This window comes from Gammaproteobacteria bacterium (assembly GCA_035279405.1).
Classification (GTDB): Bacteria; Pseudomonadota; Gammaproteobacteria; order Natronospirales; family REEB76; genus REEB76.
The window spans coordinates 75,449-90,459 of record DATEHU010000034.1 but is presented as its reverse complement, the minus strand read 5'-3'; the positions used below and the strand labels follow the sequence as shown (position 1 = coordinate 90,459).

Sequence of the window (15,011 nt, the reverse complement as noted above, 5' to 3'; positions counted from 1 at the left end):
TTCAACGACGGCGCTTGCGACAAGCGCCGTTTGTTTTTGCGCGCCACCGGTCCTGCCGATCGCCGCCAGTGCGCGCCGCGCAGCAGACCTCACGAGGTCACAGGAGCACATGCATGCCACTCAAAGACCGCATCACCGCCGACATGAAAGATGCGCTGCGCGCCGGCGACAAGCCGCGCCTGGGAGTCATCCGCCTGATGCTGGCCGCCATCAAACAACGCGAAGTGGACGAGCGCATTCAGCTCGACGACACCCAGGTGCTTGCGGTGCTCGACAAGATGCTCAAGCAGCGGCGCGAATCCATCGTGCAATATGAGCAAGGCCAGCGCGCGGATCTCGTCGCCCAGGAACAGGCGGAGGTCGCCGTCATCCACTCTTATCTGCCCGCGCAGCTGGCCGAAGCGGAGCTCGACAAGCTGATTGCCGAGGCGGTGCAGCAAAGCGCTGCCGCTTCGATGCGCGACATGGGCAAGGTCATGGCCCTGCTCAAGCCACAGGTGCAGGGCCGCGCCGACATGGGTGCAGTGAGCGCGCGCATCAAGGTAAAGCTCGGCGGCTGATTGCGGCGTTGCCCATACACAGCAATCGTCAACCTGTTCTATTCTTGTAATGCCCGTTGAGGTGAGGAGTGAGGGGTGAGGAGCAAGGGGTAACACCACGCTCAAGCCGGCTCTTCACTTCCTCCCGCCTCACCCATAACTTCAATGGCGCGCATTCCCCAGTCCTTCATTGACGAACTCGTGAGCCGCGTGGACATCGTGGAGGTGATTGACGCGCGCGTACCGCTCAAGAAGCACGGTCGCGAATTCACCGCCTGCTGCCCGTTCCACAACGAGAAGACACCGTCGTTCACCGTCAGCCCGAGCAAGCAGTTTTACCATTGCTTTGGATGCGGCGCGCACGGCACCGCATTGGGTTTTCTCATGGAGTACGAACACCTGGAATTCCCGGAAGCCGTGCGCCAGCTGGCCGAACAGGTGGGCATGGAAGTGCCGGTGGAATCCGGCGGCGACCACCGCGCCAATTTCGCGCCGCTTTACGCGGTACTTCACGATGCACAACGCTTCTTTCACGCGCAGCTGAAGGAATCGCCCACAGCCGTGGACTACCTCAAGCGCCGTGGCGTGAGCGGCGAGATCGCGGCGGAGTTCGGCATTGGTTTCGCGCCAGCCGGGTGGGACCGTTTGCTGAAAGCACTCAGCAAGGACGCAGCGGCGCAGCAGAATCTGCTGGACGCGGGGCTGGTGATCCGCGCCGAGGACGGCCGGACGCGCGACCGTTTCCGCGAGCGCGTCATGTTCCCGATCCGCGACGCGCGCGGACGCGTCATCGGTTTTGGCGGCCGGGTCATCGACAACGACGAGCCCAAATACCTGAATTCGCCGGAAACGCCGCTGTTCCACAAGGGACGTGAACTCTACGGCTTGTATGAAGCGCGCCAGGCACTGCGCGATATCCCGCGGCTGCTGGTCGTGGAAGGTTACCTGGACGTGGTGGCCCTGCACCAGCACGACCTGTGCTACGCGGTGGCCACGCTCGGCACCGCCACCACGCCCGAGCATTTGCAGAAAACCTTCCGCGTCACCTCGGAAGTCGTGTTTTGCTTTGACGGCGATCGCGCCGGCCGGGCTGCGGCCTGGCGCGCGCTGGAAAATGCGCTGCCCGAAGCGCGCGACGGCCGGCAACTCAAATTCCTGTTTCTCCCGGAAGGCGAAGACCCTGATACGCTGGTGCGCAAGGAGGGCCGCGAAGCGTTCGAATCACGCATCAGGCAGGCGGTGCCCTTGTCGGTATTCCTGATGGACAACCTCAGCGCCCAGACCGACCTCTCCAGCCTGGACGGCCGGGCCAGGCTGGTGGAACTCGCCCGCCCGCACCTGGCCAGGCTGCCGGCCGGGGTTTATCGGGAAATGCTGGGGGCGGAACTGGCCCGCCGCGCCCAGGTAAACCCGGAAAAATTGACTATGCTTAACCGGGCATCCAGCCGCAAGGCCACAGGGGACCAGCAGCCCACGCCAGCCGGACCGGCGCTGACCGGCCCGGTACGCAAGGCGCTGGCTCTGCTGCTGCACCAGCCGGCGCTGGCGGCGCTTACCGGAAACCCGGCCAATTTGGCCGATACGGGACTCAAGGGTGTGGAAACGCTGCAGGCGGTGCTGGAATTTGCCCAGGAACACCCACATATCACGGGAGCTGGACTGCTGGAGCACTGGCGTGACACTGAGACCGGCAGTTACCTCATGAAGCTGGCCCAAGCCGAACTGCTCACGCCTGACGATGGCATGGAAAGCGAGTTTCGGGCAGTGGTCGCGGATCTGGCAGGACGGCGCGACGAACAACGCCTGGCGGCCTTAGTCGAGACCTCCCGGCTGCGCCCACTGGGTAATGAAGAAAAGGCGGAACTGACCCGGCTAATTACAGCCCGGCGCACGGGATTGGGCGCCCCCAAGTTATGAAGCAGTTGATTTATCTGGAAAAAATGCAACTTTCTGATAAACTTACCGGTTCCCCTCCGGCGCCCAACGGGCGCCGTTTTTCACCTGAGACGCCATGAACGACCGTAACGAAGACAAGCAGTCCAAGCTCAAGCTCCTGATTGCCAAGGGCAAGGAACAGGGCTACCTGACCTACGCGCAGGTCAACGACCATCTGCCCAACGACATCGTGGATCCCGAGCAGATCGAAGAAATCATCGCCATGATCGGTGACATGGGCATCCCGGTGCACGAGGAGGCCCCGGATACCGACACGCTGCTGCTCGGGGATGCGCCGGCCACGAGTCCGGATGACGAAGAGGTCGCCGAAGAAGCCGCAGCTGCCTTGGCCTCGCTGGACGCGGAATTCGGGCGCACCACCGATCCGGTGCGCATGTACATGCGTGAGATGGGCACGGTTGAGCTGCTCACGCGCGAAGGCGAAATCAAGATCGCCAAGCGTATCGAGGAAGGTCTGACCCAGGTGCTGGCGTCAGTGGCCGCGTATCCGGCGTCCTCGGCACTGCTGGTTTCCGAATACGCGGGCGTGGCCGAAGGCCGCAACAAACTCAGCGACATCATCACCGGATTCATTGACCCGAACGCCGACATCCAGGTGGCAGCAGCGCCCAGTGCGCCGGAAGCGCCGGCGGTGGCGGAAGCCGCGGCGGAAGAGACGGACGCCGATAGCGAAGAAGCCCCCGAAGAGGAATCGCCGGTCAAGGCCAAACCCGCCAAACCCGGCGACGACGAGGAAGAAGACAGCGACGCCGACGCCGAATCGAATCCTGCGGACACGGGCCCGGATCCGGAAGAAACCGCGCGTCGCTTTGCCCAGCTGAAGAAACTGCACGACAGGGTAGTCAAGGCCATCCTCAAGCACGGCACCGCCCACAAGAGCACCGCACGCGCGCGCAAACAGCTGGTGGAGGCGTTCCTGCAGCTGAAGCTCACGCCGCGCATGACCGAATTGCTCATCCGCAGCCTGCGGCACATGGTGGACACCGTGCGTGCACACGAGCGCGAAATCATGAGTCTGTGCGTCGCCAAGGCCGGCATGCCGCGCAAGGATTTCATCAAGAGCTTTCCGGAAAACCAGACGAACACGCGCTGGCTGGACCGCCAGATCAAATCCAAGCGCAAGTGGTCGGCCGCCCTGGCGAGGCAGAAGCCCGAAGTGGTGCGCATCCAGCACCGCCTCACGACCATCGAGAAGGACACGCACCTTTCGATCCAGGAACTCAAGGAAATCAACCGCCAAATGTCCATAGGCGAGGCCAAGGCACGCCGTGCCAAAAAGGAGATGGTGGAGGCCAACCTGCGCCTGGTGATCTCGATCGCCAAGAAATACACCAACCGCGGTCTGCAGTTCCTGGATCTCATCCAGGAAGGAAACATAGGCCTGATGAAGGCGGTGGACAAGTTCGAATACCGGCGCGGCTACAAATTCAGCACCTACGCAACCTGGTGGATTCGCCAAGCCATCACGCGTTCGATCGCCGACCAGGCGCGCACTATCCGCATTCCGGTGCACATGATCGAGACCATCAACAAGCTGAACCGCATTTCGCGTACGTTGCTGCAGGAAATGGGCCGCGAGCCGACCCCGGATGAGCTTGCGGTCAAGATGGAAATGCCCGAGGACAAGGTACGCAAGGTGCTAAAGATCGCCAAGGAACCGATTTCCATGGAAACGCCCATTGGCGACGACGAGGACTCCCATCTCGGTGACTTTATCGAGGATGCCTCGGTGACCTCGCCCGTCGACGCGGCCACCAACGAAAGCCTGCGCGAACAGACGCACGCGGTGCTGGCGAGCCTCACGCCGCGCGAAGCCAAGGTGCTGCGCATGCGCTTTGGCATCGACATGAATACCGACCACACGCTCGAGGAAGTCGGCAAGCAATTCGACGTCACGCGCGAGCGCATCCGCCAGATTGAAGCCAAGGCACTGCGCAAGCTGCGCCATCCGTCGCGTTCCGACCAGTTGCGCAGCTTTCTCGACGAATCCTCGTCTTGACCACGCGGGTCGTGCGTACCTGACCAAGGGCGCGTTTACACGGCCTTTGCTTTGCCATTGCTATTGCCAGTCAAAGTGCATTCCGGATGATGAATTTCTGCATGGCAATTGGCACAAAGAAGCTCGCATTTTGCAATTTCTTTTCGCAATGCCTTACCACTTCTATTGGACATTGCGCGCAAATCTAATTCCATTTGCTTTTCAGCAGGATTCTTGTGGTGCCATGCCAATGCCGCATAATTCTTGTTGTACCCGCAGCGTTGACAGCGACCGCCTCTCTCTGCAATCAACGCCAATTTCCGACCTAAGCCCCGCGCTTGTTGGCAAACGTAGTTCTGATGCCGATTATTAGTATCTGAATTCTTGCACTTGCGGCTGCAATATTTGTTTTGCCGACCCTTAAGTGAACGCCCGCAAATCACACAGCTACCGTCGGACACGAAATATTTCTTCATATGAAAATGATCATAATCCATTATTTGATGCGGAACCAAATACTGGCCGAGTAGAATTCATACATGGGCCTTCAGCTCAATTGATTAGAGCAGGGGTAAGCTAGGGACTTTACGCGAAACGATGCTTCCTCCCAGCGAACGGCCAGCATGGGTTCGAAGCGGAGCTTCGGACGAGCGCATCAGGATGTGCGCCTTGGACCGCAACCGAAGCAGGATCGCGAAGCGTAGCGGCTGGTCTGGACGAGCCACCATGGATGGTTCAGTGTATAGACGTTGGGCCTGTAGCTCAGTTGGTTAGAGCAGGGGACTCATCTTCAATGGTGACTCTGCGTCGAAAGGCGCAGATGCAAACGGGATGAATTCAGGGAAACCTCCACGGCTCACGCCGCTGGCAACCCTGAGCCAAGCCGGCAGTACACCGCCGGAAGGTGCAGAGACTACCTGAGGGCTGGAGTGCCCTTAATGACAGGTTGAAGCGTCCCGCACCCTACCCGCATTGGCGGCGGGTGAAGAGATAGTCCACGCACGCTGGAAACGGCGTGAATAAGTGAATCCCTTGGTCGAAGGTTCGAGTCCTTCCGGGCCCATTTTTTTGTAATCGTCTATACCGCTGCGTGCAGGATGGGGCGCATGAAGCGAACGTTGTTCAAGGGAGTTTTTCCCCGGGTGTGCAGCGCTCGAGCACGGCTGCTGCCTGCGGGCGCATTGTGCCTGCTGCTGGCCGGCTGCATCCCGCTCATCCCCTGGCAGGAAGCCGTGATCAAGCCCGCGCCGCGCGCCGCAGTCGCGGTGTACGCGACGCGCGCCGACGGCACGCCGCTGGCCGACGCCGCCGTTTATCTGCAAGCCCTCGACACCGGCAGGGACACCCGCATGCTGCGCGCGACGCGCGCAGACACCGTGGACCTGATCGACCGGCAGTTCCAGCCACGCGTACAGATTGTGCACAGCGGCGGCCCGGTGGTTTTCAACAACCTCGACGACGTGGAACATGTGATTTATTCGTTCTCCACTGAGCCCGCGCTCACACTGCAATTGCGCCCCGGTCAAAGCCGTCGCGTGATCGCCCCGAACCACCCCATGGTGCTTACGCTCGGGTGCAAGATTCACAACGGCATGCTGGCCTACATGGTGGTGACCGATGCCACGGTCTTCGGCACGACCGACACCAACGGATTTCTGCGCTTTGGCGACTTATCACCCGGGCATTACCGCGTACAGCTCTGGTACGCCGATGCGCACAACGGCGCACGCGACGCATTGACCGCCGACGTGACGGCGAGCGTCGGCCGCGAACAACTCGTGCGCCTCACGTTGAATTAGGCAATGCAAAGCCTGCAACTCAAAATCTTTGCGCTCGTGGTGGGCCTGCTGCTGCTCGTCGAGTGCCTGAGCCTGGGCGTGCTCTATCAGCACATGCGCGCGGACACCGTCAATGGTCTCAACGCACACTTGCAACAGGGCCAGCAGATTTTCCAAAGCCAGTTCCGCGCGCGCACCCAAGCGCTCAATGTGTACGCGCAAATCCTGGCCAAGGATTACGGCCTGCTGGCGGCGTTCCACGCCGGGTCGAAGAGCTTGCGCGATGCACTGCTCGTCCGCCAGCAACGGGTCGGCGCCGACCTGGCCGTCGTGGTGGACAAGGGCGGCAAAATTCTCGCCGAAACCGGAAACCCCGCCCTGCCGCAGCCGACCTTTCGGCTGCCCGCTGGCGACCCCTCGGACAGCCTGTTCTTCGACAACGCCGGCATGCTGTATCAGATGGCGGGCGCTCCGATCAACGCGCCGACCCGCGTGGGCTGGATTTACCTTGGTTTTCGCATCGATGCGACGCTCGCCCAGCAATTGGCGGGCAGCACCGCGCTCGAAGTTACATTCCTGCGCCGCGACACCGGTGGGCATTGGCAAGTGGTGGCTTCATCACTGCCCGCCGAGCCGCGCGCTGATCTCGCGCGGCACCTGCAGGCCACGGACGCGCCGACGACCGACGGCTTGTTGCCGCTCGCCGGGGACAAGTATCTAGGCTTGGCGACCTTGCTGTCGCCAGCCTCGGCCACGCCGGTGAGCGTCCTGCTGCAAACTTCGCAGGCGGCGGCACTGGTGCGCAACCGCTCCTGGTGGCGACAGGTGATCGGCGTGTTAGCGGGCGCCTTGCTACTCGCGCTGATCGGCGCCTGGCTGCTGGCGCGCCACATTGTGCGGCCGGTACAGCTGCTGGTCAGCCACGCGAGCGCGGTGGCCACCGGCAGTTCCACCGAGCCGATCACGCTGCGCCAACGCGGCGAGCTGGGAGAGTTGATGCGCGAATTCAACCGCATGCAGGCGGCCGTCAGCCAGCGCGAAAATTCGCTGCGCCATCTGGCCGAGCACGATCCAGTGACCGGACTGGCCAACCGTTTTTCACTGGAAAAGCACATCGGGCGTGAAATCGACAAAGCGGACGCCGCCAACCGGCGCCTCGCCGTGCTGATCGTGAATCTCGATCGCTTCAAGGACATCAATGATTCGCTTGGCTACGATGCCGGCGACCGTTTGCTGCGCGCAGTCGGCAAGCGCCTGCGCGCCATTGTGGCCGTTGACGACGTGGTGGCGCGCATCGGCAGCGACGAATTCGGCCTGCTGCTATGCAACATCACCGTCAGCGAGCTGCACACCCGTCTGGATCCCATCGTAGCGGCGCTCAGCGAGCCGCATCCGGCCGAGGGCCTGACGCTGCACGTCACCGCCGGCACCGGCGTGGCGATTTACCCCGACCATGGCCGCGACGCCAGCGCGCTGCTGCGTCATGCCGACATGGCCAAGGGCACGGCCAAGAGCCGGCGGCTGCCATATTCGATTTACGACGGCAGCCAGGATCGCCACAGTCTGCTGCGTTTGAGCTTGCTGGCGGAACTGCAAAACGCCATCAACCGCAACGAACTGCAACTGCATTATCAGCCGAAGCTCAGCCTCAACGAGCGCACCGTGGTTGCGGCCGAAGCCCTGGTGCGCTGGCAGCACCCGGCTTACGGCCTGATTCCGCCCGCCGAGTTCATCCCCATGCTCGAGCAGACCGGCAACATCGGTACCGTCACGCAGTGGGCGTTGCATTGCGCCATCGCCCAAGCCAAAGCTTGGCAACAGGCCGACATGGCCGTACGTGTGGCCATCAACATTTCCGCGCACGATCTGCGTGAGGGCAATTTTGCGCGTGAGCTGGAACGCATGCTGCGCGCCGCACAGTGCGATCCCCAGCTGCTGGCATTGGAGATTACCGAAAGCGCGATCATGGAAGACGTGAACCAGAGTGCCGCAACTTTCCGTCGCCTGCGCGGGCTGGGCCTCATGCTATCCATCGACGACTACGGCACCGGTTACTCCTCGATGGCACAGCTCAAGCGCTTGCCGGTGGATGAACTCAAGATTGACAAGTCATTCGTCATCGACATGAACCAGAACACGGACGATGCGATCATCGTGCGTTCCATCATCGAACTCGGCCACAACATGGGCCTGAGCGTTACCGCCGAAGGCGTGGAATCACGCGCCAGCCTGGCGCTGCTACGCAAGCTGCACTGCGACACCGCCCAGGGCAACTACATCAGCCGGCCGCAGCACGCCGAACACTTCCAGCAGTGGTGGCAATCAGGCAGTTGGAAAGCCAGGGTCGTCAGGTAAGACGCTGCGGTATCGCATGCCGGAGTTTTCAGCGCTTGCCCCGGTCACGGCGGCGAAAGCAATCAATACGGCCACGGTTCCGGCGGCTTCACAGTTGAGTTGGAATCGGCCGGCTGGATTGTCGTTTTCGACCCGCAAAGCCTGGCCGGCAGCAAGCGTGGCCGGAGGGAAAACCGTGCTCACGAGCGTCACCGCGCCCCGAAAGACATACACCAGTCTGACCTGGCCCTCATCCGCCAGCGGCTGGGGAAAATCGCCTGGCCGCAGAATTGCAAAGCGCTGGGTAAACAGTGTGCGCCGGCTTATCACGTTGAAATCGCGCACCGCGCCGTTCAGCAGGTGGCAGCGGGTGCGCCATTCGCCTTTGAAACTGAACGGCTGGAAAGGCTGTGCGATGCGCTGCGACGGCGCCTCCGCGAAGCTGAGTTCCATTCCGCCGCCCTGCACCAGAAGTATCGTCCGATCGTAGCCGGGAAACGCGGAGAACTCACCGTCGCTTTCCACCTCCGCGAGACTCACGCGCCATTCGAAAGGCTGGCCGTCAAGCTGCGCGTCACGCGGATGTACCGCCAATTCCGTGGTCCAGCCGCGGGCGTTTTTCCAGCGCATGCGCCGGTAATCGCCTGGCATCAGTCGCTGCACACCGGCGGCCAATTCCTGCACGCTCAGGCCTGCCGGTACTTGGCCTCGTAGGCAAGGCCCATGAGCAGGATCTTGAGCGTATCCAGCAAGGAAGATTGCAGATTCACACGGAACAACTCCATGTCCGGCTGGCTGAGCACTTCGCGTACCACGCCCGAGGGCTCCGACAGGTGCTCGAAGCCGATTATAAGTGCATAAATTTTGATGAGCAGCGCCGCACCCTGGCCGGGCTCAAGAAAGCGCAGGTAACTCTCAAGCAGCGCGCCAGTTGCGGCCGTGCGGGTTTTCAATAACGTCTTGAAACTCAACGCGGCGGCGTAGGGCACGTTATGCTCCAGCCCGGTGTGCAAAATGGCAAGCAATCGCAGCAGCCGCGGCCGTCCGGCAAACGAGGTGGCGAACAACGCGACCAGACTGTTGACGCTCATCTCCGCCCGCCGCGTCTGCAGGGCAGTATCCAGATCGTCGAACCATTGGCTCAGCTCGCGTTCGCACAGCGCCAGGAAGACTTCCTCCTTGCTGCGAAAGTACAGGTACAAGGTGCCCTTGGCGAGGCCTGCGTCTGCGGCAATATGATCCATGGTGAGTTCGTCGTAAGGGGTGTCGGCAAAGCCGGCGAGCGCGGTCTGCAGGATGGCATTGCGCCGCTCGGTTTTCTGCTCGTCACTGACCGCACGATTGCGTGGACGCATGGCTGGCTCTACTCTGACCTTTGGTCATTTATGAATGACCAAAGGTCACTTGTCAAGACTGGCGGTCGTAAGCCAGTGCAGGTGATAGCTGCCGGCCTGCGGCGCCAGGGCATCGCGCAAAAACGCCAGAGAAACCTGCATGGCGTGTTCGCTTTGCCACGGCGGATTGATCAGCGCCAGGCTGCAAGCGCCAAACTGCGGCGTGTCCTCCGGCGCAATGCGAAAATCGGCGCGCAGCATGCGCTGCGGTTTCAAACGCAGCAGCTCGCGCTCCAAACGCCGCGTCGCCGGCCCGTCCTTGCGCGGATACCATAGCGCATACACGCCCTCCGGCCAGCGTTGGTACGCCGCGCTCAACGCCTGAAGCATTTGTACAAACTCGGTCGGTAGTTCAAATGTCGGATCCAGCAAAGCCAGGCCGCGGCGTTCCGCCGGCGGCGTGAGCGCCCTGAGCATCTCGTAACCATCGCGCGCGTGTATCGCGGCGTGCGCATCGCGGTGCAAGTGTGTGCGCAGCAGTTGGACTTCATCGGAGCGCAGTTCTGCAAGCACCAGGCGGTCTTGCGGGCGCGCCAGTCCCGCCGCGATCAGCGGTGAACCCGGATAAAAGCGCGGTAACGCATCGGCCGGGAGTCCGGGATTGACGGCGGCGACGGCCGAGCACAGCTCGGCCACCGGTGCGGGCGCCGTGGCACGCAAAGGCCACAAGCGGTGAATGCCGCCCGCGGCCTCGTCGCCGCGCCGTACCTCGGCGCCCTGCAGATCGTAGAGGCCAGCGCCGGCATGGCTGTCAAAATAACACCAGGGTGCCGGCTTGCGGTTCAAAGCGGTCAGCAGAATTATCAGCAACGTGTGTTTGAAGACGTCGGCGAAATTGCCGGCGTGGTAAGCGTGGCGATAATTCATGCACCGATGATGGCATACAAAGTGTTGCTATGATGGAGCCCCGTTCCATTGCGTTCCCGGCATGCATTTGCTCAAGCGCCTGAGCCCTCTGCACTGGCTGCTGCTCGCGCTCGCCGTGATCTACGGCGTCGCACTGTTCAATCACGGTCCCATACCGTCGATGGAGCCGCGCTTTGCCGAAGCGGTGCGCGAGATGTTTGCGCGCGGCGCATGGCTGATTCCCATCAAGAACGGCGTGCCCTACATCGAATATCCGCCGCTGTACTTCTGGCTGGCGCTCATCGGCCGTGTTGCGGGCCTGCCGTTGCTCGCCGCCATCCGCCTGCCGGGCTATATCGGGTTCCTGTTGTGGGTATGGTGGCTGGCGCGCCTGCAGAAGGACTTGTTCCCGAACTGGCCGCGCTGGCTGCTGGCGCTCACCGCGGCCGCGCTGCCGGCGATTCTCTACAACTTCTTCACCGCCCAGTCCGACAGCCTGTTGATCCTGGGCACGCTCATTGCGCTCACCGGATTCGTGCGGCTGCGCACCGATCCGATGCGGCGTGGTTTTCCCTGGGAGCTGTGGCTGGGCGTGCTGCTCGCCACGGCAGCCAAAGGTCCGGTGGGCTTGGCCATCACCTTGCCGGTCATGGCCATCGAGATCGCGCTGGCGGCGTTCCTGAGTTTCCAGCCGGTGATGAGCGAGCGCCGCGGCCTGGGCGCGCGTCTGGGATGGATCTGGCACGAAGCCTGGCGGCTCGCACCGTTGCGCGGTATCGCACTGGCACTCCTCGGCATCGTGCCCTGGTACATCGCCGCCGGTTTCACCGTGGGCTGGGATTTCGTACGCGCGGTGCTGGTGTACCAGAACTTCACGCGCTTCCTGGTGGGCTTCGATCACCTGCAGCCGTGGTGGATGTATTTCCAGACCATCTGGGGCGATTTGTTCCCGCTGTCGCTGCTGTTCCCGTTCGGGATTTACTTCGCCATTCGCCACCTGCGCGAATTCCGCTGGCGCGTGTTGCTGGTGTGGGCTTTATTCACGATTCTGTTTTTCACTGTCTCCGCTTCGAAACAGAGCAAATACATCCTGCCGGCGGCACCCGCCATCGCCTTGCTCGGGCTTGCGAGCCTCGCGCCGCTGTTCAATCCGCGCTGGCGTGTCTGGGTCCGAGCCGTGTTGCAGGGCTGGGCCGTCGCGTTCATCGTGTTCTTTGGTGCCCTGGTGATCGCATGGCTGCCGTTTCACGACCGCACGATCGGCGGACTGGAGGGGTTTGACCAGATCAAGGCATTGGTGGCCAAAACGCCGGGTCGCATCGTGAGCTTCCAGTGGCCAAGGCCGATGACACTTTACGTGCTGGGCGCGCCCATGGATTACGTGCGCTCCAGCCGCCAGCTCTACGCGGAGATCCGCGACGGCAAAATCAAGCCAGGCAATTACATTCTGGTGAACACCAAGTACCTGCCGGGCGGCGGCCCGCCGGACGACATGAAATTCCTGCCGCCGCCGCAGGCGCCGTATTTCAAGGAAGTGTTGCGCGTGAAGGCCGAAGACCCGATGGCCTTGTACCGGGTACTGCCGGCCGCGGTCACCATGCGCGTGCCGGAAACGCCGGTACCGCCGCCGTGGCATTGGTGGGAACAGTTCGATACCGACTGACCAACGCGATGCCTCGCATCGCCACTTTGTCTTCTCTCCCCCTTCGGGGAGAGACAAGAGTGAGGGGCGGTTCCCGTCAAGCGCCGGTTTTCATCCAGCGCCTGAAAGACACCCCGTAGCGCGTGGTCACCAGGATCACGCCGAACAGAATCACCAGCATTCCCAGCAAGCGTACGCCCTGCACCTGCTCATCGAGTACCGCCCAACCGAGCACCAAAGCAATGGCCGGGTTCACATAGGCGGTGGTGCTGAGCTTGTCGGGCGTGACATGGTGAATGAGCCACACATAGGTGCTGTATGCGACGCAGGAACCAAACACCGTGAGATAGACGAGGGCGCCGATGCCGAGCACACTCCAGTGCCAGCGCGCCGGCTCGCCCGTCGCCACGCCGATTATCGTCAGCAAGGCTCCGCCGCAGAACAGCAACATGCCGGAGAGCATCAACGGCGATATGTCCAGGCTGAAACTACGCCCGTAAATCACCCCGATTCCCCAGCACAGCGAGGAAACCAGGATCAGCAGCTGTGCGCCGAAGTGGCCGAGGGTGAAATGCGCACCGGGCAGCAGCATGAGCACCGTGCCGGCAAACCCAATGATCAGGCCGATTTTTACCCGCAAGCTGAGCGCATGCCCCCTCGGACCCAGAGTACCGAACCACGCGACCCACAGCGCCGAGGTGCTGGCAATGAGCGCGGCCTGATTGGATGGCAGTTCGACCTCCGCCCAGGTAACCAGGCCGTTGCCGGCCGCCACCATGAGCACACCCATAACCAGCGCGTGCAGCCAGTCACGCCCATTGTTCGGCCAGGTACGCTCGCGCACACAGGCAATGCCGATGATGACAAGACCGGCGATGAGGTTGCGCACGCCGGCAAGCAGGGCCGGTGGAATATCTCGTACACCTATGCGGATACCGAGATACGTGGATCCCCATACGATGTACACCACGGCAAACGCGACCAGGATTTGCAGCCGGCGCCGGCTGTCGCTGCTCATGGTGTGTGCAAGGGGGCGGGGAAAGGGCGCTTATTCTACACGCGTGCCCGGCGGACGCATCCGCCGGGCAAAGAGCCAATGCGGCTCTCCATTACACGGCTGCCGTGATGCGCGCATCGGCAAATCGAGCTTGGTAGCGAGGTAAATACAGTGCGCGCCCGCAGCGGGATCACGGCGCGCCCGGCTGCTGTTCGCGCTGCTCATCTACCTGGCGTGAACCGGGCACCAAGATGCGGGCCATGAGCATGCCGGCTTCATACAGCAGATAAATCGGCACCGACAACAGGGTCATGGACACCACATCCGGTGGCGACAGGATCATGCCGATCACGAACGAGCCGACCAGCGCATAGGGCCGCAGCTTCTTGAGCTTGCCGGGCGTGGTGAACCCCGCCCAGGTGGCGAGCACGATGGCCACCGGCACCTCGAACGCCAGGCCGAAGGCAAAGAAAATGGTGAGTACGAAGTCCAGATAGGCATTGATGTCGGTCATGACCTTGACGCCCGCGGGTGCCACCGAGGTCAGAAACGCAAACGCCACCGGGAACAGCAAGAAATACGCGAATGCCACCCCGCTATAGAACAGCACCACGCTCGACACCAGCAGCGGGAAAAACATGCGGCGCTCGCTCTTGTACAGCGCCGGCGAGATGAAGCGCCACAGGTGGTACAGAAATACCGGCATGCTCAGAAACAGCGCCGTCATGAGCGTGAGCTTGAGCGGTGTCATGAACGGCGAGGTCACACCGGTGGCGATCATGCTGGAACCGACCGGCAACCGCCGCAGCATGGGGGTGGCGACAAAATCAAACACCCGGTTCTGAAACGGGAACAGCACAAAGAAAATTGCCAGCAATGATGCCACCCACCAGAGCAGGCGGCGGCGAACTTCCAGGAGATGGCCAATCGCCGAACTGCTGAGCAGGGGTCCGGGTGACGGCGGATCGGGGACGGTACTCACGGCGCACGCTGCGGAGGATCGGCACCGTGTTCGGGCGGCTTGATCGGCTCCTTGAGTGTGTCGCGCACCTCGCCTGCGGCCTTGCGCAGCTCCTCCGCCTCCAGTTCACGCTCGATCTGCACGCTCAAGTTGCGCACCACGGCGCGCGCCCGGCCCACCCACAGGCCCACACTGCGCGCCAGTCCCGGCAGGCGTTCCGGGCCGAACACCACCAGTGCCAGCACGAAAATCAGTGCCAGCTCCCAGAAGCTGCCTTCAAGCATGGAGGTTAGTGAGAGCTGTTTCCGGTACCGGACTGCGGTTTGTCGTCGGCCGGCTTCGCGGTGGCACCGGTTTCGTCATCGCCGGTGTGCACGCCCTTCTTGAAGCTGCGCACGGCGCGGCCGATGTCCTCGCCGATTTTGGGCAGTCGCGCGGTACCAAACACCAGCACCACGATTACCAGAATCAGAAGTATCTTGCCTACACTGAGTTCCATACAGACTCCTGCGGTTCCGCGCGCGGAGCCGCAATCATTACAACGCCGCCCAAACGGGCGCGTGGACGCTTATTTTACATCCGCGGA

Annotated in this window: 14 protein-coding genes; 6 read left to right on the top strand and 8 right to left on the bottom strand. The window is 62.3% G+C overall.

Annotated features, from left to right (window positions below; all coding sequences use genetic code 11):
- Positions 1-113: 113 nt before the first annotated feature.
- The 3 genes from VJR90_08275 to rpoD all read left to right on the top strand — a co-directional run bounded on the left by VJR90_08275 (position 114) and on the right by rpoD (position 4,494).
- Complete coding sequence (locus VJR90_08275) at positions 114-560, top strand: GatB/YqeY domain-containing protein (protein ID HKV97466.1); 447 nt, start codon at positions 114-116, stop codon at positions 558-560.
- Between the two features lie 144 nt (positions 561-704).
- Positions 705-2,456, top strand: coding sequence for a DNA primase (dnaG, locus tag VJR90_08270; protein HKV97465.1), 1,752 nt, complete (start codon positions 705-707; stop codon positions 2,454-2,456).
- A 94-nt stretch (positions 2,457-2,550) separates the two neighbouring features.
- On the top strand, positions 2,551-4,494 hold the full coding sequence (gene rpoD / locus VJR90_08265; protein HKV97464.1) for an RNA polymerase sigma factor RpoD: 1,944 nt from the start codon (positions 2,551-2,553) through the stop codon (positions 4,492-4,494).
- Positions 4,495-4,529: 35 nt separating this feature from the next.
- On the opposite strand, the gene VJR90_08260 is transcribed toward rpoD, so the two are convergent.
- Complete coding sequence (locus VJR90_08260) at positions 4,530-4,970, bottom strand: hypothetical protein (GenBank protein HKV97463.1); 441 nt, start codon at positions 4,968-4,970, stop codon at positions 4,530-4,532.
- A 609-nt stretch (positions 4,971-5,579) separates the two neighbouring features.
- Between VJR90_08260 and VJR90_08255 the strand changes: the two genes are divergently transcribed.
- Together VJR90_08255 and VJR90_08250 are read left to right on the top strand one after the other, a co-directional pair.
- A complete protein-coding gene (locus VJR90_08255; protein ID HKV97462.1) occupies positions 5,580-6,272 on the top strand; it encodes a hypothetical protein in 693 nt (230 codons plus the stop codon).
- A gap of 3 nt (positions 6,273-6,275) precedes the next feature.
- Complete coding sequence (locus tag VJR90_08250; protein HKV97461.1) at positions 6,276-8,606, top strand: EAL domain-containing protein; 2,331 nt, start codon at positions 6,276-6,278, stop codon at positions 8,604-8,606.
- On the opposite strand, the gene VJR90_08245 is transcribed toward VJR90_08250, so the two are convergent.
- From VJR90_08245 to rlmJ, 3 genes are read right to left on the bottom strand one after another with little or no spacing between them, the layout of a single operon-like run.
- Positions 8,574-9,269 (bottom strand): HutD family protein, encoded by a 696-nt coding sequence (locus VJR90_08245; GenBank protein ID HKV97460.1) that lies wholly within the window; start codon positions 9,267-9,269, stop codon positions 8,574-8,576. The genes VJR90_08250 and VJR90_08245 overlap by 33 nt on opposite strands.
- A gap of 2 nt (positions 9,270-9,271) precedes the next feature.
- On the bottom strand, positions 9,272-9,940 hold the full coding sequence (locus tag VJR90_08240) for a TetR family transcriptional regulator (protein HKV97459.1): 669 nt from the start codon (positions 9,938-9,940) through the stop codon (positions 9,272-9,274).
- A gap of 45 nt (positions 9,941-9,985) precedes the next feature.
- Positions 9,986-10,846 (bottom strand): 23S rRNA (adenine(2030)-N(6))-methyltransferase RlmJ, encoded by an 861-nt coding sequence (rlmJ, locus tag VJR90_08235; protein ID HKV97458.1) that lies wholly within the window; start codon positions 10,844-10,846, stop codon positions 9,986-9,988.
- Between the two features lie 61 nt (positions 10,847-10,907).
- Between rlmJ and VJR90_08230 the strand changes: the two genes are divergently transcribed.
- Positions 10,908-12,488, top strand: coding sequence for a hypothetical protein (locus tag VJR90_08230; protein HKV97457.1), 1,581 nt, complete (start codon positions 10,908-10,910; stop codon positions 12,486-12,488).
- A 76-nt stretch (positions 12,489-12,564) separates the two neighbouring features.
- On the opposite strand, the gene VJR90_08225 is transcribed toward VJR90_08230, so the two are convergent.
- From VJR90_08225 to tatA, 4 genes are all read right to left on the bottom strand, one after another.
- Positions 12,565-13,485: an EamA family transporter gene (locus VJR90_08225; GenBank protein ID HKV97456.1), complete on the bottom strand. Its 921-nt coding sequence runs from the start codon at positions 13,483-13,485 to the stop codon at positions 12,565-12,567.
- 169 nt (positions 13,486-13,654) lie between these two features.
- Positions 13,655-14,446: a twin-arginine translocase subunit TatC gene (gene tatC / locus VJR90_08220; protein ID HKV97455.1), complete on the bottom strand. Its 792-nt coding sequence runs from the start codon at positions 14,444-14,446 to the stop codon at positions 13,655-13,657.
- Complete coding sequence (gene tatB, locus VJR90_08215) at positions 14,443-14,709, bottom strand: Sec-independent protein translocase protein TatB (GenBank protein HKV97454.1); 267 nt, start codon at positions 14,707-14,709, stop codon at positions 14,443-14,445. Before tatB ends, tatC begins: the two co-directional genes overlap by 4 nt.
- A gap of 5 nt (positions 14,710-14,714) precedes the next feature.
- Positions 14,715-14,924 (bottom strand): twin-arginine translocase TatA/TatE family subunit, encoded by a 210-nt coding sequence (gene tatA, locus VJR90_08210; GenBank protein ID HKV97453.1) that lies wholly within the window; start codon positions 14,922-14,924, stop codon positions 14,715-14,717.
- Positions 14,925-15,011: the final 87 nt, after the last annotated feature.

What these genes read in the sequence shown, in the direction of transcription:
- VJR90_08260 (HKV97463.1), bottom strand. Translation starts at nt 4,970, where the DNA reads ATGGATTATGATCATTTTCATATGAAGAAATATTTCGTGTCCGACGGT.
- VJR90_08275 (HKV97466.1), top strand. Translation starts at nt 114, where the DNA reads ATGCCACTCAAAGACCGCATCACCGCCGACATGAAAGATGCGCTGCGC.
- VJR90_08255 (HKV97462.1), top strand. Translation starts at nt 5,580, where the DNA reads ATGAAGCGAACGTTGTTCAAGGGAGTTTTTCCCCGGGTGTGCAGCGCT.
- VJR90_08250 (HKV97461.1), top strand. Translation starts at nt 6,276, where the DNA reads ATGCAAAGCCTGCAACTCAAAATCTTTGCGCTCGTGGTGGGCCTGCTG.
- VJR90_08240 (HKV97459.1), bottom strand. Translation starts at nt 9,940, where the DNA reads ATGCGTCCACGCAATCGTGCGGTCAGTGACGAGCAGAAAACCGAGCGG.
- VJR90_08225 (HKV97456.1), bottom strand. Translation starts at nt 13,485, where the DNA reads ATGAGCAGCGACAGCCGGCGCCGGCTGCAAATCCTGGTCGCGTTTGCC.
- rlmJ (HKV97458.1), bottom strand. Translation starts at nt 10,846, where the DNA reads ATGAATTATCGCCACGCTTACCACGCCGGCAATTTCGCCGACGTCTTC.
- rpoD (HKV97464.1), top strand. Translation starts at nt 2,551, where the DNA reads ATGAACGACCGTAACGAAGACAAGCAGTCCAAGCTCAAGCTCCTGATT.
- tatA (HKV97453.1), bottom strand. Translation starts at nt 14,924, where the DNA reads ATGGAACTCAGTGTAGGCAAGATACTTCTGATTCTGGTAATCGTGGTG.
- VJR90_08230 (HKV97457.1), top strand. Translation starts at nt 10,908, where the DNA reads ATGCATTTGCTCAAGCGCCTGAGCCCTCTGCACTGGCTGCTGCTCGCG.
- dnaG (HKV97465.1), top strand. Translation starts at nt 705, where the DNA reads ATGGCGCGCATTCCCCAGTCCTTCATTGACGAACTCGTGAGCCGCGTG.
- tatB (HKV97454.1), bottom strand. Translation starts at nt 14,709, where the DNA reads ATGCTTGAAGGCAGCTTCTGGGAGCTGGCACTGATTTTCGTGCTGGCA.